The sequence below is a fragment of the Pseudomonas sp. KBW05 genome (assembly GCF_003852405.1).
Lineage (GTDB): Bacteria > Pseudomonadota > Gammaproteobacteria > Pseudomonadales > Pseudomonadaceae > Aquipseudomonas.
On record NZ_QAJM01000024.1, the window covers coordinates 153,695 to 171,657 of the forward strand.

The 17,963-nt window shown below is 50.7% G+C and carries 17 protein-coding genes; all 17 read left to right on the top strand.

What is annotated here, in order from left to right:
* Positions 1-7: 7 nt before the first annotated feature.
* The 17 genes from DBR46_RS23340 to DBR46_RS23420 all read left to right on the top strand — a co-directional run bounded on the left by DBR46_RS23340 (position 8) and on the right by DBR46_RS23420 (position 17,963).
* Complete coding sequence (locus DBR46_RS23340; RefSeq protein ID WP_124528103.1) at positions 8-1,225, top strand: N-acetyl sugar amidotransferase; 1,218 nt, start codon at positions 8-10, stop codon at positions 1,223-1,225.
* Between the two features lie 24 nt (positions 1,226-1,249).
* Positions 1,250-2,227 (top strand): NAD-dependent 4,6-dehydratase LegB, encoded by a 978-nt coding sequence (locus tag DBR46_RS23345; RefSeq protein ID WP_124528104.1) that lies wholly within the window; start codon positions 1,250-1,252, stop codon positions 2,225-2,227.
* Positions 2,228-2,237: 10 nt separating this feature from the next.
* Positions 2,238-3,389 (top strand): LegC family aminotransferase, encoded by a 1,152-nt coding sequence (locus DBR46_RS23350; RefSeq protein WP_124528105.1) that lies wholly within the window; start codon positions 2,238-2,240, stop codon positions 3,387-3,389.
* Complete coding sequence (gene neuC / locus DBR46_RS23355; RefSeq protein WP_124528106.1) at positions 3,386-4,540, top strand: UDP-N-acetylglucosamine 2-epimerase; 1,155 nt, start codon at positions 3,386-3,388, stop codon at positions 4,538-4,540. Before DBR46_RS23350 ends, neuC begins: the two co-directional genes overlap by 4 nt.
* A gap of 3 nt (positions 4,541-4,543) precedes the next feature.
* A complete protein-coding gene (neuB, locus tag DBR46_RS23360) occupies positions 4,544-5,632 on the top strand; it encodes an N-acetylneuraminate synthase (protein WP_124528107.1) in 1,089 nt (362 codons plus the stop codon).
* Entirely contained in the window at positions 5,629-6,303 is a 675-nt protein-coding gene (locus DBR46_RS23365) for an acetyltransferase (RefSeq protein ID WP_218569333.1), read from the top strand. Before neuB ends, DBR46_RS23365 begins: the two co-directional genes overlap by 4 nt.
* Before the next feature lie 8 nt (positions 6,304-6,311).
* The gene (locus tag DBR46_RS23370) at positions 6,312-7,367 is read left to right on the top strand and encodes a nucleotidyltransferase family protein (protein WP_124528109.1); all 1,056 of its coding nucleotides are present in this window, start codon (positions 6,312-6,314) and stop codon (positions 7,365-7,367) included.
* Positions 7,360-8,067, top strand: a complete 708-nt coding sequence (locus DBR46_RS23375; RefSeq protein WP_218569334.1) for an acylneuraminate cytidylyltransferase family protein — start codon at positions 7,360-7,362, stop codon at positions 8,065-8,067. The genes DBR46_RS23370 and DBR46_RS23375 overlap by 8 nt, the downstream gene beginning before the upstream one ends.
* Positions 8,067-9,347, top strand: a complete 1,281-nt coding sequence (locus DBR46_RS23380; RefSeq protein ID WP_124528110.1) for a hypothetical protein — start codon at positions 8,067-8,069, stop codon at positions 9,345-9,347. Before DBR46_RS23375 ends, DBR46_RS23380 begins: the two co-directional genes overlap by 1 nt.
* Positions 9,340-9,966, top strand: coding sequence for an imidazole glycerol phosphate synthase subunit HisH (hisH, locus tag DBR46_RS23385; RefSeq protein ID WP_124528111.1), 627 nt, complete (start codon positions 9,340-9,342; stop codon positions 9,964-9,966). Before DBR46_RS23380 ends, hisH begins: the two co-directional genes overlap by 8 nt.
* A gap of 16 nt (positions 9,967-9,982) precedes the next feature.
* Complete coding sequence (locus DBR46_RS23390) at positions 9,983-10,729, top strand: AglZ/HisF2 family acetamidino modification protein (RefSeq protein WP_256659382.1); 747 nt, start codon at positions 9,983-9,985, stop codon at positions 10,727-10,729.
* Between the two features lies 1 nt (position 10,730).
* Positions 10,731-11,861: an N-acetyl sugar amidotransferase gene (locus DBR46_RS23395; RefSeq protein WP_124528113.1), complete on the top strand. Its 1,131-nt coding sequence runs from the start codon at positions 10,731-10,733 to the stop codon at positions 11,859-11,861.
* Positions 11,862-11,966: 105 nt separating this feature from the next.
* Positions 11,967-13,040 carry a hypothetical protein gene (locus tag DBR46_RS23400; RefSeq protein ID WP_124528114.1) on the top strand — a complete coding sequence of 358 codons (1,074 nt, stop codon included), beginning with the start codon at positions 11,967-11,969 and terminating at the stop codon, positions 13,038-13,040.
* A 46-nt stretch (positions 13,041-13,086) separates the two neighbouring features.
* Positions 13,087-14,208, top strand: a complete 1,122-nt coding sequence (locus DBR46_RS23405) for a glycosyltransferase family 4 protein (protein ID WP_124528115.1) — start codon at positions 13,087-13,089, stop codon at positions 14,206-14,208.
* Positions 14,205-15,329, top strand: a complete 1,125-nt coding sequence (gene gmd / locus DBR46_RS23410) for a GDP-mannose 4,6-dehydratase (protein ID WP_124528116.1) — start codon at positions 14,205-14,207, stop codon at positions 15,327-15,329. Before DBR46_RS23405 ends, gmd begins: the two co-directional genes overlap by 4 nt.
* A 3-nt stretch (positions 15,330-15,332) precedes the next feature.
* Positions 15,333-16,307: a GDP-L-fucose synthase gene (locus tag DBR46_RS23415; protein ID WP_124528117.1), complete on the top strand. Its 975-nt coding sequence runs from the start codon at positions 15,333-15,335 to the stop codon at positions 16,305-16,307.
* A 240-nt stretch (positions 16,308-16,547) separates the two neighbouring features.
* Complete coding sequence (locus DBR46_RS23420; RefSeq protein WP_124528118.1) at positions 16,548-17,963, top strand: mannose-1-phosphate guanylyltransferase/mannose-6-phosphate isomerase; 1,416 nt, start codon at positions 16,548-16,550, stop codon at positions 17,961-17,963.

Below are 17,963 nucleotides of genomic sequence, written 5' to 3' on the forward strand. Positions count from 1 at the left end.
GTTCGAAATGAATAATCAAGAATCCTTCGGGCGTTACGGTCTTCCGCTAGATATACAATTTTGCAAGAAGTGCGCGATGAATAATCAGCGTCCTTCTTCAACGGTCGAGTTCAAGAATAAGCCTGGCGAAATCAAGAAAGCTATTTTCTTCAATGAGCACGGCGTGTGCGACGCTTGTACTTTTGCAGAAAAGAAGAAAACCATCGACTGGAATGAGCGTGAGCGCGAGCTGCGCGAGCTGTGTGACAAACATCGGCGATACGATGGTCGCTACGATGTCGTGGTACCAGGCAGTGGCGGCAAAGACAGTGTAATGGCTGCACATGTTTTGAAGTTTAAGTACAACATGAACCCGATCTTGGTTACTTGGCCGCCAGCGATTTACACCGTTATTGGTCGTGATAATTTTGATGCCTGGATAAATGCCGGTTTTGCAAATTATACGTATCATCAAAACAAAAAAGTTCACCGGACGTTAACGCGTTTGGCGTTCGAAAAACTGTGTCACCCTTTTCAGCCATTCATTTTGGGGCAAAAAAACCTGGCCCCCAAAATGTCGGCGTTGTTTGGTATTCCGTTGGTTGTTTTCGGAGAAAACGAGGCTGAATACGGCAATGCGATTTTGGATAACGATAAGCCAACGCGAGATCCAAAATATTATACGGCAGAGAATCAAGTCGCTGATTTGTATCTCGGCGGTGTTAGTGCCGCGCAGCTAATGGAGGAGTATAAGTTTACCTTGGCAGACCTGGAGGCCTATCTGCCGGCGGATCCTTATAAATTGCAATCGGTTGGAACCGAGGTTCATTATCTCGGCTACTACATGAAATGGCACCCTCAAGAAACGTATTATTTCTCCGTCGAAAATTCCGATTTCATGCCAAACGACTCTCGTACTGAAGGCAGTTTCAGTAAGTACAGTTCGTTGGATGATATGATTGACTGGTTGCACTACTACACCACCTATACCAAGTTTGGTATCGGACGCGCTACCTATGATGCCGCCCAGGAAATTCGTAATGGTGACATTAGTCGCGATGAAGGCATTGCACTGATCAAGCGTTTTGATGGTGAATACCCAGAGGTTTACCAAAAGCAATGCCTGGAGTACATGGGCATTACCGAACAGCGTTTCAATGATGTTATTGAAGAATTTCGCACTCCCCATCTTTGGGAAAAAACTGCGAGTGGTTGGCAGCTACGCAAGCCAATCTGGAAATCTTAATAAATTTATAAGGATGACGTCTCCGTGAACGTATTGATAACAGGTGCTGATGGTTTCATAGGTTCACACCTCACTGAACTTTTGGTCGCCGAAGGGTACACCGTAAAAGCGCTCTCTCAGTATAATTCGTTTAATAACTGGGGTTGGCTGGAAAATGTTGGCTGCCGGAAAGAGATCGAAGTTTTAAGTGGTGATGTGCGTGACCCTCACTACTGTAAACATATTACGGAAAATATTGATGTGGTTTTCAACCTGGCTGCGTTGATTGCTATTCCGTACTCATATGTTGCACCTGATAGTTACGTTGATACGAATATCAAGGGTACCTTGAATATCTGCCAGGCCGCACTTGAAAATGGTGTTGGCCGAGTGATTCATACGTCTACCAGTGAGGTTTACGGCACAGCCCAATATGTCCCGATAGACGAAAAGCACCCGTTGCAGGCTCAATCGCCTTATAGCGCCTCTAAAATTGGTGCGGATGCCATGGCGATGAGCTTTTTCAATTCTTTCGGTCTTCCGTTGACCATTGCCCGCCCCTTCAATACCTACGGCCCGCGGCAGTCAGCTCGGGCTGTTATTCCTACGATCATCACTCAGATTGCCAGTGGGATGAAACAAATCAAGCTTGGCGATACTACGCCGACGCGTGACTTCAACTATGTTGCTGATACATGCCGTGGTTTTCTGCAGCTGGCCCGGTGTGAGCAAGCTATTGGCGAAGTTGTCAATATCGGTTCTAACTATGAAATTTCAGTGGCGGATACACTCAACCTCATCCGTGAATTGATGGGCAGTGATGTCGAGTTCCTGACGGATGAGCAGCGAATCCGACCTGAAAAATCCGAAGTGTTTCGCCTTTGGTGTGACAACACGAAGATTCGCGGATTGACCGGTTTTGAACCTGAGTACTCTATCCGCGATGGCTTGCAAAAGACTATTGATTGGCTTGTTCAGCCGGAAAACCTGGCCAAGTACAAAGCTGATATCTATAACGTCTGAGTAAATCACCATGTTCGCTTCGCTCATCCAGTTTATCCGAGAGCAATACCGCACTAACGATTTTATTCCTTTGCATGCCCCGGTTTTTTCTGGGCGCGAACGTGACTACGTTTTGGAAACTATCGAGTCCACATTCGTTTCTAGCGTAGGTGCTTTCGTTGAGCGCTTTGAGAGCGACATGGCTGGCTATACTGGAAGCCAAAAAGCCGTAGCAACAGTCAACGGTACTGCCGCGCTACACACTGCACTTATGTTGGCGGGCGTTCAGTCCGGTGATCTTGTGATCACGCAGGCGCTGACGTTTGTGGCCACGTGTAATGCAATTGCTTATTGTGGGGCTCAACCCGTTTTTATTGACGTTGATCGACACACGCTTGGCCTTTCACCTCTAGCCCTTGAGAAGTGGTTGGAGGAGATGGCCCGTAAAGACGATGATGGCACGTGCAGATTGAAGTCGACAGGGCAGGTTGTGCGGGCGTGTGTGCCAATGCACACCTTTGGGCATCCCGTCGAACTGGACAGTCTTGTCGCGGTCTGCGCGCGCTGGGGCATAGCACTCGTTGAGGATGCTGCAGAGTCTTTGGGCAGTTTTTACAAGGGGCGCCATACCGGTGTTTTTGGCCGTGTAGGCGTTCTGAGTTTTAATGGCAACAAGATCATTACCACGGGTGGTGGTGGAATGATTCTTGCCGATGAGGATCTAGGTCGACGTGCAAAGCACCTCACCACTACTGCCAAGCAGCCGCACCCCTATGAGTATGTTCACGATGAGGTTGGCTACAATTATCGTCTGCCAAACCTGAATGCGGCGCTCGGATGTGCTCAGCTTGAGCAGTTGGAAGACTTTATCGCGGCGAAGCGCAAGTTGGCCTCTGCGTATTCGACTGCTTTGCAAGGCAGTGATCTGAGATTCTTCACCGAACCCGACAATTGCCGTTCCAACTATTGGCTCAATGCGGTGATCTGTGAGGATTCGAAAGCTCGGGATAGGTTGTTGAAAGAAACCAATGAGGGCGGAGTGATGACGCGGCCTATCTGGCAACTGATGAATCATTTGTCTATGTATGGTGGTTGCCTTCGTGGTGATTTGACGAATTCCGAGTGGCTGGCTGAACGTATAGTCAACCTGCCGAGCAGTGTCATTTCGGAGTTGCCGGATTGAGCCGTAAAGTTGCGGTATTTACAGGTACTCGGGCTGAGTATGGTTTGCTGTATTGGCTTATCAAGGGCATTCAGGAAAGTCAGCACCTAGAGTTGCAGCTTATCGTCAGTGGGATGCACCTTTCGCCCGAGTTTGGTGAAACCTGGAAGCAGATTGAGCAGGATGGTTTCGGGATTGACGCAAAAGTGGAGATGTTGCTTTCGTCGGACACCTCCGTTGGCGTGGTCAAATCCATGGGGCTCGGAACGCTTGGGTTTGCAGATGCGCTCGACCGTCTCAAGCCTGATGTACTTGTTGTACTGGGGGATCGCTTCGAGGCCTTGGCAATTGTTCAGGCTGCCCTCGTAATGAGAATTCCGGTGGCGCATCTACACGGCGGGGAGATAACAGAGGGCGCATACGACGACGCCATTCGTCACGCTATCAGCAAGATGTCATATCTTCACTTTGTTTCCGCGCAAGCTTACAGGCGCCGTGTGATTCAGATGGGTGAGTCGCCAGATCGGGTCTTTGACGTGGGTGCGATAGGGCTGGATCACGTGTTGCGCACTGCCAGAATGGACAGCGCCCAGCTTTCCGAGAGCTTGAGCTTTTCGATCAAGCAACCATTTTTTCTAGTAACCTATCATCCCGTAACGATGCAGGGTGAAGATCCGGTTGAGACCTTCAATGCGCTCCTGGAGGCTTTGGATGAGTTCCCTCTGCACCAGGTCATCTTCACATACCCCAATGCTGACAATGGGGGGAGAGCAATAATTCCTCTTTTGGAAGATTATGCCCAGCGCCAGCCTGAGCGGGTTCTGGCAATTCCTTCCCTTGGCTTCAAGCGGTATTTGAGTGCTGTTCCATTGGCTTGTGCTGTAGTCGGGAACTCCTCAAGCGGTATCATCGAAGTTCCCGCATTCGGAATTCCAACGGTGAACATTGGTATTCGCCAGAAAGGGCGCTTGGCTGCCGACTCGGTAATCGACTGCGATTCGACGAAGGTCGATATAGAGAGAGCACTTTGCCTTGCCTTATCTGAGCCGTTCGCCTTGGCTTGCAAATCGACCACGAATCCTTACGGCCAAGGCAACGCTTCTGAAACCATCATTGGCGTTTTGGAGCAGTTCGAGGGAGCAACTCACAAATCTTTTCACGACTTGGGCTGAACCATGGATTTGATTAGCAGAGATTCGGTTTACATCATCGCGGAAGCCGGTGTTAATCATAACGGCGAGCGTGAATTGGCGTTTGCATTGATTGACGCCGCCGCGCAGGCAGGAGCAGACGCAGTAAAGTTCCAGACCTTCGATGCAAAGCGGCTTGCTGCCAAGCACTTGGAAAAGGCGGCCTATCAAAAGAAGAATTCCGACAGCACTGAAAGTCAGCTCGCCATGCTTCAAAAACTCGAGTTGCCTCAAGAATGGCATCATGAACTACAGAGGCATGCCCGGGAGCAGGGCATCGAATTCTTGTCGACCGCATTTGACTCGGACAGCCTCGAATTCTTGGCGGACCTGGGTATGCCTTTATACAAGGTGCCGTCGGGTGAGCTAACGAACGGACCGCTTTTATGGCAGTTCGCTAAAACCGGAAAAAAACTGGTTCTTTCTACCGGAATGGCCACTCTATCAGAGGTGGAACAAGCGCTAGCAATCGTTGCGCATGCGCTTGTGTCTGTTTCTGAGCCGAAAAACCTGGATGAGGTTTGGGAGAATTGGGGTCGTAGCAGTTCGCGCAAGATGCTTTGTGGTCACGTGACTTTGCTCCATTGTACCTCGCAGTATCCGACCCCATGGGGGGAGGTGAATCTCAGGGCAATGGACACGCTGGCCGCTGCCTTTGGGTTGGAAGTCGGTTACTCAGACCACACGGTAGGTGGCTTGATTTCGATTGCTGCCGTGGCGCGTGGTGCCAAGGTGATCGAGAAGCACTTTACGTTGAGTCGGGCGTTGCCAGGCCCGGATCATCTGTCTTCACTTGAGCCTGACGAATTGCAGGCGATGGTTTCTGATATTCGCGCGCTTGAACAAGCACTTGGCGATGGCGCCAAGGCTCCCCAGGACAGTGAATGGGATACACGCAGAGCGGCGAGACAGCAAGTCGTAGCGAGCTGTGATATCCCGCTCGGCAGTGTGTACACTCGGGCGCACCTGACCACTGCTCGCAGCGGGAAGGGGCTGCCGGCAACCATGCTGTGGGAATTAGTCGGAAGAAAAGCATCTCGTAGCTATATGGCCGGTGAGAATATAGATCTGTGAGTGGTGAGGAAGTCGAGTTGAGACCCCCATTGATTCTGTTGGGCGCGGGAGGACATGCGAAAGTGCTGTTGTCGCTTATTCGCGCCTGCGGCTTTGAAGTGTTGGGGGTCTGTGATCCTGGGTTGGCGCGAAGAGGTGTCATCGAGTGGCGCGGTATCAAGGTATTGGGCTCCGATGAAGCTGTGTTCGCCATGGATCCGCACTCAGTAGGACTGGTGAACGGTGTTGGTCAATTGGTGAGGGGCGCTGGGCGGCGCTCGGTGTTTGATGCATTTGCAGCGCGTGGGTTCGGGTTTCCTGCCTTGGTTCACCCCGCCGCTTGGGTTGATGAGTCTGTATCGCTGAGCCCAGGTGTCCAGGTTATGGCGGGCGCCATCATTCAGGCTGATGTGGTGATTGGGGAAAACTCCATTATCAACACTCGCGCAAGTGTTGATCACGACTGCCAATTGGGGTGCGATGTTCATGTTGCGCCGGGTGCAACACTTTGCGGTGGTGTTTTTCTGGCGGATAGGGTTTTTGTTGCCAGCGGAGCAACAGTCATACAAGGTCTCAGTATTGGTGAGGGTGCAGTTGTGGGGGCCGGAGTCGCGGTGGTCAGGGATCTGGCCGCTCATCAGACTCTTTTAGGCCCGGCAGCGCGCAGTAAGATTGCTGGTCAAGACCATTAGGGATTTTTATGCAACAGTGGGAATCAATACTTATCACGCCAGATACCTCCCTAGGAGAGGCTATTAAGACGCTTGACGAAGCGGCTTTGCGTATCGTTCTAGTGGTCGATACGGAGCGACGCCTGTTAGGCACGTTGACCGATGGCGATGTCAGGCGCAGTTTGCTGAAGCAACAGCCTCTGGATATCAAGGTGCAAGAAGTGATGTGCAGTTCCCCTCAAACAGTGGGCAGGGATTGGACAAAACAACGCATTCTCGCGGTCATGGACAAGCTTCAGTTGTTGCAGCTGCCGGTGGTCGATGCGCAACATCGAGTTGTCGGGTTGGAAACCCTTCAAGGGCTGACGCAGAAAGCGCATCGGGATAATCCCGTTTTCCTGATGGCAGGTGGATTTGGATCGCGTTTGCGCCCGTTGACGCATAATTGCCCCAAGCCGCTTCTAAAAGTGGGTGATAAACCCATTTTGGAATTGATCATTGAGAGCTTCATTGCGGCAGGCTTTCATCGGTTTTTTATTTCAACCCACTATATGCCGGAAATGATCCGAGAGTATTTCGGTGATGGTTCTCGTTGGGGAGTGAGTATTCGTTATGTTCACGAAGATACCCCGCTGGGGACGGGGGGTGCCTTAGGGCTCTTGCCGCATGATGAAATAGATTTGCCTATGTTCATGATGAACGGTGATCTGCTGACTACGTTGAATTTCCGGAATGTACTGGAGTTTCACGAGGGGCATTCGGCCGTTGCAACTATGTGCGTGCGCGAATACGAGCATCGCGTACCTTATGGGGTCATTCAAAGCGATGGGCATCGTATTAGTTCAATGGTCGAGAAGCCGGTACATCGCTGCTTTATCAATGCAGGAATCTATTTGCTATCGCCCGAACTGGTCAGAAGCGTGAAGCCAGGCACGCATATCGATATGCCTACTTTGTTGGAACAAGAAATCGCCAACCGTAAAGATGTGAATATTTTCCCTATCCATGAGTATTGGCTGGATATCGGTCGGATGGAGGATTTCCAGCGAGCCCAATCTGATATAGGTGGTCTCTTCAATGGTTGAGTACACGCCTAATATGGATATTTTGGCGATTGTCCCGGCGCGGGCCGGAAGCAAAAGGCTGCCGGGGAAAAACACCTTGGAGCTACACGGAAAGCCGTTGATCTGCTGGACTTTGGAGGCGGCGCAAAAGAGTCGAGTCATTGATCTGCTGGTCGTCAGCAGTGATGACGATGAGGTGTTGGCACACGGTGAGCGATTGGGCGCTCGTACCCTAAGACGCCCCAGCGATTTGGCGCAGGACACGTCAACTACGTACGATGTGCTCCTGCACACTTTGGAATCCCTCAAGCTAGAAGGGGTGAGACCCGCTCGAATTATGTTGTTGCAACCCACTTCACCGTTACGTGACGCTGACGATATCAAGGCAGCAGTGAGTCGGATGAATGAAACCCAGGCTAAAAGCGTGGTGAGCGTCTGTCCATGTGAGCATTCTCCGTTGTGGTCCAATACGCTGGGCGCACAGGGACAAATGGACGACTTCCTGTCACCGGCGCTACTCAATCAGCGCAGCCAGGATCTACCTTTATACTATAGGCTGAACGGCGCTGTTTATATCGCCAATACACAATCTTTTATAGAGCAAAAGGGCTTTTTCATGTCAAACAGCATGGCGTATGTCATGCCAGCAGAAAAGTCAGTTGATATTGATACTATTATCGATTTTAAACTTTGCCAGATCATTTTAGAAATGCGTGTTTGATGAAAAAGTTTTTCGCAAGAATCAATGTTGTTTTTAGGTCTTTTTGTCGTGCAAATGGTTGGCGAGAACTCAAGCAATCTGATCTTCTCATCCTGAGGCATGATGCCGATTGCGGATACCGGTATGCCAATGCGGTCTATTCGCCGATTGCAGATACCCTGGTCGAGCATTGCCTCTCTGCGGGCTTTACTGTGCAGTCCGTAGCAACACCCTTCAGCCACATCACCAAGCAGCGCGCATTTAATTACCCCGTGGCATTCAACCGCCCGTTTCTTGCAATCGCGCTGTGGGCACGTGTTTTGAAACTGTTGATTGGGCCTGAAAAAAGTAAGGCATGGGCCTCTACGAAGAAAACGAATCTTTGGCTGAGCATCCTTGCACGTGTAAAGCCTCAAATGGTGATCGGTATTCAACCTGATATTTCTTTATGTCGGGCGGGCCGGGTTTTGGGCGTTCCTGTTTACGACATACAGCACGGTGTTATTGAGTCGAGTAACAGTTGGTACGGTGAAATATTAGAAAGAAACTCCGAAGACGCTGAATTACCGAGTGGCTTTTTGTGTTGGGATCATGAAAGCGCGAAGGTGCTTGAAGCCTGGGCACCCGCTCGGGGGGCAGAGGTTCTGGTCGTTGGCCATCCGTGGTATCAACGCTTTAGAAATCCGTCAGCCAATGATGGTTTGGTTCGAGAGGCCTTGCAGTCAAGCAGGATTGCCGTTGGCGACAAGCCAACAATTCTGGTTGCGCTGCAGTGGGGGTTGCACATCCATTATTATGCGGACACTGACTTCAATCACGTAATGTGTGATGCGCTGGAGTCGGTTATTTTGCAAACGCAAGGCCAGTACCAATGGCTGCTGAGGCTTCACCCGCTGCAGCTTACGGGTGCAGAAGGTGATCATTGCGAGAAATACCTGGCTGCTACGTTTGGTCATCTTGCGGATGTCGAATGGTATAAAACCAGTACTGTTCCGTTACCCCTATTGTTGTCGCAAGTTGATTTACACATCACTGATATGAGTTCTGTGGTGATTGAGGCCTCATGGTTTGGTATCCCTTCTGCGCTACTGAACCCCTTTCTCGAAGAGGGTGGCTGCATAGATAAGCTCTATCTGCGAGAGCGGCAAAGCGGTATCGCAAAGATTATTCCCCAGCAAAATGCAGCTATCACATCCTGGATCGCGGAAGCGTTACAAACGAAATTTCAGTCCACAGAAAAAGAGTTGCCTCATTCAGGTGTGAACTCCTTTCTAGATAGAAGGCTGGTGAAAAATGTCTAGACGAAAAATTTCCGTCATCGACTACGGGGCCGGCAATATTGCCTCCGTTGTTAACATGATCCGGCACGTTGGCGGCGAAGCTGAGGTTATTTCATCGCCTCGCGATTTGGCTCAAGCCAGCAAGTTGCTTCTCCCGGGTGTAGGCGCGTTTGATCATGCGATGAAGTGTCTGCATGACGGGGGGTGGCTCCCAGAGCTGAATAAGTGCGTATTGCAGAACGAGGTCCCTGTCATGGGAATCTGCTTGGGCATGCAGTTGATGTGCAAGTCTAGCGAGGAGGGCGTTGCACAGGGATTGAATTGGATCAGCGCCAGCGTTCAGCGCTTCAATTTTGAAGCACAGCACTTACGCCTTAAGGTGCCGCACATGGGATGGAACGCCGTTGATGTGGTCAAGGACGATCCGGTGTTTGATGATCGCTCCATACTGAGACGTTTCTACTTCGTACATTCGTATTACGTTAGTTGTCACGACAGAGACGATGTATTGCTGGAATGCAATTACGGTCAAAAATTTGTGGCGGGATTTCGGAGTAAAAATATTTGGGGCTTTCAATTTCACCCGGAAAAAAGCCACAAGTTTGGTATGGAAATATTCAAACGATTTCTAGAGGTGTGACTTGCTAAGCCATAGAGTGATACCTGCTTTGCTTCTGAGTGACTCGGGCCTGGTGAAAACACAGCGCTTCGCCAATGCCAAGTATGTGGGCGATCCGATCAACGCTATCCGCATTTTCAATGAAAAAGAAGTGGATGAGTTGGTCGTGTTGGACATTGATGCAACCCGCTTGAATCGAGAGCCTGATTACGCCTTGATCGAGGAGTTTGCTGGCGAGTGCTTTATGCCCCTGGGTTATGGCGGCGGGATTCGCACCGTGGAGCAAGCCAGGCGGTTGTTTTCGTTAGGCGTTGAAAAGGTGGTCCTGCAAACTGCCGCCTTGGAGAACCCCTCCCTTGTTACCGAGATGGCCTCTCGATTTGGCAGCCAGAGCATAGTTGTATCAATCGATGTCAAGAAAGATTGGTTGGGCAGGACGAGGCTTTGGGGCTCATCGAGTAAGCGCAAGCTCAAGGCCGATTGGCTGGCCGTCATAAAGGAGTTGGAGTCGGCAGGCGCGGGTGAGCTTCTTCTGAATTCGGTAGATCGAGATGGTGTGCAGAATGGTTACGACCTAGATGTGATAAGGTCCGCCGCAGCAATACTTGATATACCCTTGGTGGCACTCGGAGGTGCGGGTAACATGGCGCATTTGCTTGAAGCTGTGCAGGCCGGAGCCTCCGCAGTGGCTGCAGGAAGCCTATTCGTATTACAGGGACCCCATCGGGCGGTGCTGATCAGCTACCCCGGATACTCAGCGCTCGATAAGCTCTTCAGGAGTTAATATGCAGGTTAAACAACACCAGGTATGTACACGGTGTGTCATGGATACCAGTGCTTCAAATATCTCTTTTGATCAAGACGGTATTTGTAATTTTTGCACCTCTTTTGAGCGCCAACTCAATGAGGTTGTTTTCGCAACAGACGAAACCCGCGCAATTCGTCGGGCGGCCTTTATCGAACAAGTAAAGAAGGCGGGCAAGGGGAAGCGTTACGATTGTGTCATGGGGTTGTCGGGCGGCGTGGACAGTTCCTATGCGCTTGACCTCGCGGTAAAGGAAGGTTTACGACCTTTAGCGGTCCATATGGACAACAATTGGAACTCCGAGCTGGCATCAAGCAACATCAAAAACCTGGTTGCGGGCCTGAATGTCGACCTGTATACCCATGTTATTGATTGGCCTGAATATAAAAAGTTGATGCAGGCTTTTTTTGATGCTGATGTTATCGATGTAGAGCTTCTTTATGACAATGCTATGTTGGCGGTTAATTATAGCCAGGCAAAGAAGTACGGAATAAAGTATATCCTCTCCGGTAGCAACTCCGCCACAGAAGGCATGCCTATGCCTGAGGGGTGGAACTGGCGTAAATGGGACAAGACAAATATCAAGGCATTGGGGAAGTTGGGCGGCGTCAAGCTTAAGACTTTTCCTGTCGTCGGCACTGTAGATTATGTGGTCAATCGCGTAATCCGCCGTATAGAGTGGGTTCCTTATTTAGATTATTACGACTACCAGAAGGATCAGGCTCTAGAGTTGCTAGAGCGTGAGTATGGCTATAAGCGTTACCCTTACAAGCACTATGAGTCTATCTTCACGCGATTTTACCAAGGGTATCTGCTGCCAGAGAAATTTGGTGTCGATAAGCGAAAGCTGCATCTTGCAACGCTTGTGATGAGTGGGCAAATGAGCAGGGATGATGCGCTGGCAATGCTTCAAGAGTCGCCATACCCGGTTCTCGAGGGGCTTGAGACCGATCGAAGATATTTCTTGAAGAAGATGGGCTGGAGCGAGGCTGATCTGTCGAGTTATCTCGCTCGTCCTGAAAAGAGACATGATCTCTATCCGAGTGACAGGGCGTTCTGGGATTGGATGAGAAAGACATACCAAGCGTACTCATCAAGAACGAAGGCTTAGTCAAATACCGGTTAACTATTCTCTGTGTTGCCACGCACGTGCAATAAGTGCCGTGAGAACACGGGGGATGGTTGGCCGCGTTTCTAGGTCGCGAAAGGAGTTTTTATGAGTGTTCTAGTCCGAAAGTCGACATTGTTGCTGGCTTTTTTTTCACTGTCCTCAGTTGTTTTTTATATTTTTGTCGGCCGCCATGCGCTCGCCGGAGACATCGACTTTCAATTTTATGCAGACTCACTGTCGTATGAGCGTATCTATCGGGATCTGAACCTGAATTCGCTTTCTGATCTTGTGACATTTAACGCGAACTTTCTAGGTCCGATACTTATTCTTGATCTGTTCAGTGGCAGTCGAGAGTGGGTGCTCTTTTTTAACTTGTTTGTCTTGTTCCTGGTCGTATGGATCGTCAGGGCGCGCCTTGAATTGAATGCGTCGACTTTTTTGCTTTTGTTTTTTTTGAGCCCGCTTACATTTTCAAGTTTGCAGTCGGTGAATAAAGAGATCTTGTCGATTTTGTCTGTTGCGCTTGTGGTGGCGTGGTCTGTCCGCAGGAACGCTGCTTATTTGTTGTTCGCGTTGTTGTGTTCGGTTTTGGTTAGGTGGCAACTTTCTTTGTTTGTGGTGGCTGTTTATATTTCGTTGTCAGGGCTCAACCCGCTAAGGCGAAGTAGGTATATATACATATTTCTGGTCCTGGTATTTGTTTCGTGCATCTATCCGATGGTGTCTGGATATTTTGAACGGGTCAATGAAATTGCCGGCGATGGATCCCTTTCAGGGGGCGGAAGCGGCTTGTATTCCCTTTTTAATAGCCTGCAGCAGAGCGGTGGCTATTTCTTGGTGTTTGTTCCAAAAGCCTTGCAGGCAATGTACGGCATGGTCTTCAAATTAGGCGATACCTTCAATCCTGACGCAGGCTTGTTTTACAATCGCGTGATGGTGACGCTGCACTGTGTCGTTGCGTTTTTGCTGTTTTTGTACACGCTAGTTAAGCGCCGCTTGCGAATGTCGGATGACTTTGTGTTTATCGCAGTCGTGTATTGCGTGATCTTCGTGCTCAGCCCTATTTATGCCCCACGGTATTTTTATCCGGTATATTTTTTGCTGTGCTTGGTCAATGCCAGGGCTGTGAAGGCGGGCTCAGATATAAATCCCGGTTTGAGCGAGACGGTTCGCTCATGATGGGTTTTCATAATAAGTGTGTTAAGAATATATGGATAGCAAGCACATGAAGGTCATGTTGGTGAGCCATGTTTCACCTGATTCTATTTATGGCGCCGGGTCCAGTTTGCGCCAACATATGCGCCTGCTCGGCGCTCACCGCCTGACGTTATTGTCCCCTGTGCACAAGCGAGCGGAGTCGGTTGACAGCGGCGTCGAGGTCAAGAGGATATTTAGTCCCGTTACCTACAATAACGATGCGACCCATTCTCTGTTCCGCGTATGGGGGTTGTCGCTTTTCTCGCGAGTGGCATTTTGGTTTACGTCACCGTGGGTTCTGTATCAGCTTTTCAGAACCTCTCCTGATATTGTCCACTTGAATAGCTTGGTGTTATCCGACTTTTTGCTGTTGTTGAGATTTTACCGGCTCTTCAGGAAGGTCTCGATTGTTTCGCACGTCAGGGAAATGTTGAAGCCCTCGCTTTCCGCATGGCAAAAATTTCTTATTTTGACGTGCGATCATTTTGTTTTCATTGATAAGGCCGTCCAGCTTCGTTTCTTTAGTGCTGTGGGGGCGCCGAAGGACTTTGATATCGTCCAGAATCCCTTCAAGGGTTCCGTAGAGGTCGCCGGCGGGGCGGCAGGGTTGGTTGTCGATCCTGAAAAGCAAGTTTTCGCGATGGCGGGCCGAATCGAAAATGGCAAAGGCGTTCTCGAGATCTGTCGCGCATTTAGCGAGTTGGAATCAGATGCCGCTGTACTCGTAATTGTGGGTGGCGGAGCGCCGTCATGCTTAGAGGAGATCGCTTCACTGGTCGGCTCGAGTCAAGGCAGAATTGTTTATCTGGGTGAAGTCAAGAACCTGCAGGAAACCGGATTTTTTGGACGTGTCGACTTTTTGATAAGAGGGGAGCCTTTTTTCTGTACCGGTCGTACCGTGTACGAGGCGCTCTATTCGGGAGGGCAGGTGATCTTGCCGGGGCATCCAAATAATCTCGACGAAGATGGTATTCTTGCGGGGTTTAGAGGCAGTGTCAGATTTTACGCGCCCAACGATTTTTCGGGCCTCATGGCGATCATCCGCGAACAGCTGCATAACGGCAAATCTTGCGAGCCAAGAGACACCCGCAGCAATTATGTTGACTATTCAGATCTTCTAAATACTATTTATTCCAAGGTGACTAAATGAGCATTAAAAAAGCGCTAATAACGGGTGTGACAGGTCAGGATGGCTCCTATCTCGCCGAACTCTTGCTCAGTAAAGGTTATGAAGTGCATGGAATCAAACGCCGTGCCTCTTCTTTCAATACACAGCGTGTAGACCATATTTATCAGGACCCACACGTAGATAATCGCAATTTTGTCCTGCATTACGGTGATCTCACCGATTCCTCGAACTTGACTCGTATTATCAAGGAAGTTCAGCCGGATGAGGTTTACAACCTGGGCGCACAATCGCACGTGGCTGTGAGTTTCGAATCGCCTGAGTACACGGCTGACGTGGATGCGATGGGTACGCTACGTATCCTGGAGGCCATTCGTTTGTTGGGCCTGGAGAAAAAAACTCGTTTCTACCAGGCATCTACCTCTGAGCTGTATGGCCTTGTACAAGAGACACCTCAGAAAGAAACGACACCGTTCTACCCGCGTTCGCCCTATGCCGTTGCCAAACTGTACGCCTACTGGATAACGGTAAACTACCGTGAGGCGTATGGCATGTACGCGTGTAATGGCATCTTGTTTAATCATGAGTCGCCACGCCGTGGTGAAACATTCGTGACGCGAAAGATCACGCGAGCGCTGGCCAATATTTCCCAAGGCCTGGAGCAATGTGTGTTTTTGGGGAACCTGGACGCCTTGCGTGACTGGGGCCATGCCAAAGATTACGTGCGTATGCAATGGATGATGCTTCAGCAAGACCAACCTGAAGACTTTGTCATCGCAACAGGCGTGCAGTATTCGGTGCGTGAGTTCATTCGTTGGTCGGCTGCCGAGCTTGGCGTTTCCCTGCGTTTTGAAAACAGCGGCGTGGAAGAGATTGCTGTTGTCGATGCGATCCAAGGGGATCTTGCACCGGCGTTGAAGGTAGGCGATATCATCGTTCGGGTTGACCCGCGTTATTTCCGCCCGGCGGAAGTAGAGACCCTGCTGGGTGATCCGACGAAGGCCAAAACCAAGTTGGGTTGGACCCCCGAGATCACCGTTCAGGAAATGTGTGCGGAAATGGTCCGTGAGGACCTCAAGGTTGCCCAGCGCCACGCGCTGTTGAAGCAACACGGGCATGACATTCCCGTCGCGACGGAGAACTGATCAATGGCGCGCAATTTGGATGCACGCGTACTGGTTGTTGGTCATCGTGGAATGGTTGGCTCTGCCATCGTGCGGCGGTTGTCCGGTTTGGGTTACACAAACGTCCTGACTTTGGGGCGTGAAGATCTTGACCTGATTGATCAATCGGCTGTCAGGGCCTACTTTCAGTCGCACGAGATTGATCAGGTTTACCTCGCCGCGGCTAAGGTGGGCGGTATCCACGCCAATAACGTTTATCCTGCCGATTTCATCTACGACAACCTGATGATCCAGGCCAATGTAATTGAGGCTGCTCATCGCGCGAATGTGCAGAAACTGTTGTTTCTGGGGTCTTCCTGTATCTATCCCAAACACGCGTCGCAGCCGATGGTGGAAGATGCGTTGTTGACGGGGACTCTTGAACCCACCAACGAACCTTATGCAATCGCTAAGATTGCGGGCATCAAGTTGTGCGAAAGTTATAATCGCCAACACGATCGTGATTACCGCAGTGTCATGCCCACCAATTTGTACGGGCCTAACGACAACTATCACCCGGACAATAGCCATGTCATCCCTGCGTTGTTACGCAGGTTTCACGATGCGGTTGCCCAGCAGCTAGAGGAGGTTGTTATCTGGGGCAGTGGCAACCCTATGCGGGAGTTCTTGCATGTCGATGATATGGCCGCGGCGAGTGTGCATGTGATGGAGCTTGACGCCCTTAACTATCAGGCCAATACGCAACCCATGTTGTCGCATATCAACGTGGGCACTGGCGTTGACTGTTCGATTCGCGAGCTGGCTGAAACGATTGCCAAGGTCACAGGTTATCAAGGCTCTCTGCGATTTGACGCGAGTAAGCCAGATGGCACTCTGCGCAAGTTGATGGATGTCTCGCGCCTGCGTTCGCTAGGGTGGGAGGCCAGCATCAGTCTTGAGAAGGGGCTCAGTGATGCCTACCGGTGGTTTGTTGACAACCGCCTGAGTGTCCGAGACTGATGTTTCCCAGTGCCTGCTCGGCAGGATGTTCCTGCCGTCGTTCCTGCCGTCGTTCCTGCGACGAACAGTGATGCCTTGGGTTCTGGCGTTGCGGTGCTATTACGTCGCCAGGGATCATGTAGGGAGCGTATGATTGGCGGCTTGCGATAGATATGGATTGGTTGGCAGCGTCTCCGGGGTGTCATTGCACCCTGGGAGTAACTGTTTGTGCCGTTCGAATAGAGTCAAAGGATGATTTGAATGTTTCTTCCGGTAATCATTGCGGGTGGTTCAGGTACTCGCCTGTGGCCCCTGTCTCGTCAGCTGAATCCTAAGCAGTTTTTGCCGCTTGTAGAGGCGGGGATGACGATGCTGCAGGCGACCATCAATCGACTCGATGGGCTGGAACATTTGCCTGCGCGATTGATTTGCAACGAGCACCATCGTTTCTTGGCGGCTGAGCAGCTTCGCCAGTCGGGCGTTGAAGAGGCGAAGATCATACTTGAGCCGCTTGGGCGCAATACCGCACCCGCTATTGCTCTGGCTGCGTTGCAGGCGTTGTCATCAGGCGATGATCCTGTGCTGTTGGTTCTCGCTGCGGATCACTTGATTCAGGATGTGGGGGCATTCCACGCCAGTGTTCGTTCTGCGTTGGCACTTGCCGAAGCGGGCAAGCTGGTTACTTTCGGCGTGGTTCCGACTCATCCGGAAACAGGATATGGCTACCTCTGCCGTGGAACGTCTGTTGGGGAAGGCGGTTTCAAGGTTGACCGATTCGTTGAAAAACCGGACTTGAAAACGGCTGAGAAGTACTTGGCTACGGGAGGGTATTATTGGAACAGCGGCATGTTTATGTTCCGTGCCAGCCGTTATCTTGAGGAGCTCGAACAGTTTCAGCCGAAAATATTGTCTGCATGCCGTGAGTCCCTGGCCAAAGGGCAGCAGGATATGTATTTCACTCGCGTCGACGCCGACACGTTTGCGACTTGCCCTGACGTTTCCATTGATTATGCGGTGATGGAAAAGACAAACGATGCCGTCATGGTTCCCTTGAGTGCAGGTTGGAGTGATATCGGCTCCTGGTCCGCCCTGTGGGACGCCGGTGTGAAGAATGCCGAAGGTAATCTCTTCCGGGGCGATGTGCTGGCCGAACGGACCACCGATAGCTATGTTCACGCGACTCATCGCCTGGTGGCGACGCTGGGGATTGAGGACCTGATTATCGTTGAAACCAAGGACGCGGTTTTAGTGGCGCACAAGGATCAAGTGCAAGACGTCAAGATGATCGTCGACAGGCTCAAAGCCGCCGGGCGTTATGAACATGCAAACCACCGCGAGGTCTATCGCCCTTGGGGGGTCTACGATTGTATCGACAGTGGTGAGCGGTACCAGGTCAAAAGGATCACAGTAAAACCTGGCGAGAAACTATCGGTGCAGATGCATCACCACCGGGCGGAGCACTGGATTGTCGTGAGTGGTACTGCTCGTGTTACCAACGGCGATAAGACTTATCTGGTTACTGAAAATCAATCGACATATATCCCGATCGGACATGTTCACGCATTGGAAAATCCCGGGATGATTCCTCTTGAATTGATAGAGGTTCAGTCAGGATCCTATCTAGGCGAAGACGACATTGTTCGGTTCGAAGATATTTACGGTCGAGTGAAGGATTGA

Coding starts and splice junctions, on each gene's coding strand:
- DBR46_RS23380 (WP_124528110.1), top strand. CDS start 8,067: ATGAAAAAGTTTTTCGCAAGAATCAATGTTGTTTTTAGGTCTTTTTGT.
- DBR46_RS23375 (WP_218569334.1), top strand. CDS start 7,360: ATGGTTGAGTACACGCCTAATATGGATATTTTGGCGATTGTCCCGGCG.
- DBR46_RS23395 (WP_124528113.1), top strand. CDS start 10,731: ATGCAGGTTAAACAACACCAGGTATGTACACGGTGTGTCATGGATACC.
- DBR46_RS23405 (WP_124528115.1), top strand. CDS start 13,087: ATGAAGGTCATGTTGGTGAGCCATGTTTCACCTGATTCTATTTATGGC.
- DBR46_RS23415 (WP_124528117.1), top strand. CDS start 15,333: ATGGCGCGCAATTTGGATGCACGCGTACTGGTTGTTGGTCATCGTGGA.
- DBR46_RS23420 (WP_124528118.1), top strand. CDS start 16,548: ATGTTTCTTCCGGTAATCATTGCGGGTGGTTCAGGTACTCGCCTGTGG.
- hisH (WP_124528111.1), top strand. CDS start 9,340: ATGTCTAGACGAAAAATTTCCGTCATCGACTACGGGGCCGGCAATATT.
- DBR46_RS23370 (WP_124528109.1), top strand. CDS start 6,312: ATGCAACAGTGGGAATCAATACTTATCACGCCAGATACCTCCCTAGGA.
- DBR46_RS23400 (WP_124528114.1), top strand. CDS start 11,967: ATGAGTGTTCTAGTCCGAAAGTCGACATTGTTGCTGGCTTTTTTTTCA.
- gmd (WP_124528116.1), top strand. CDS start 14,205: ATGAGCATTAAAAAAGCGCTAATAACGGGTGTGACAGGTCAGGATGGC.
- neuB (WP_124528107.1), top strand. CDS start 4,544: ATGGATTTGATTAGCAGAGATTCGGTTTACATCATCGCGGAAGCCGGT.
- DBR46_RS23350 (WP_124528105.1), top strand. CDS start 2,238: ATGTTCGCTTCGCTCATCCAGTTTATCCGAGAGCAATACCGCACTAAC.
- DBR46_RS23340 (WP_124528103.1), top strand. CDS start 8: ATGAATAATCAAGAATCCTTCGGGCGTTACGGTCTTCCGCTAGATATA.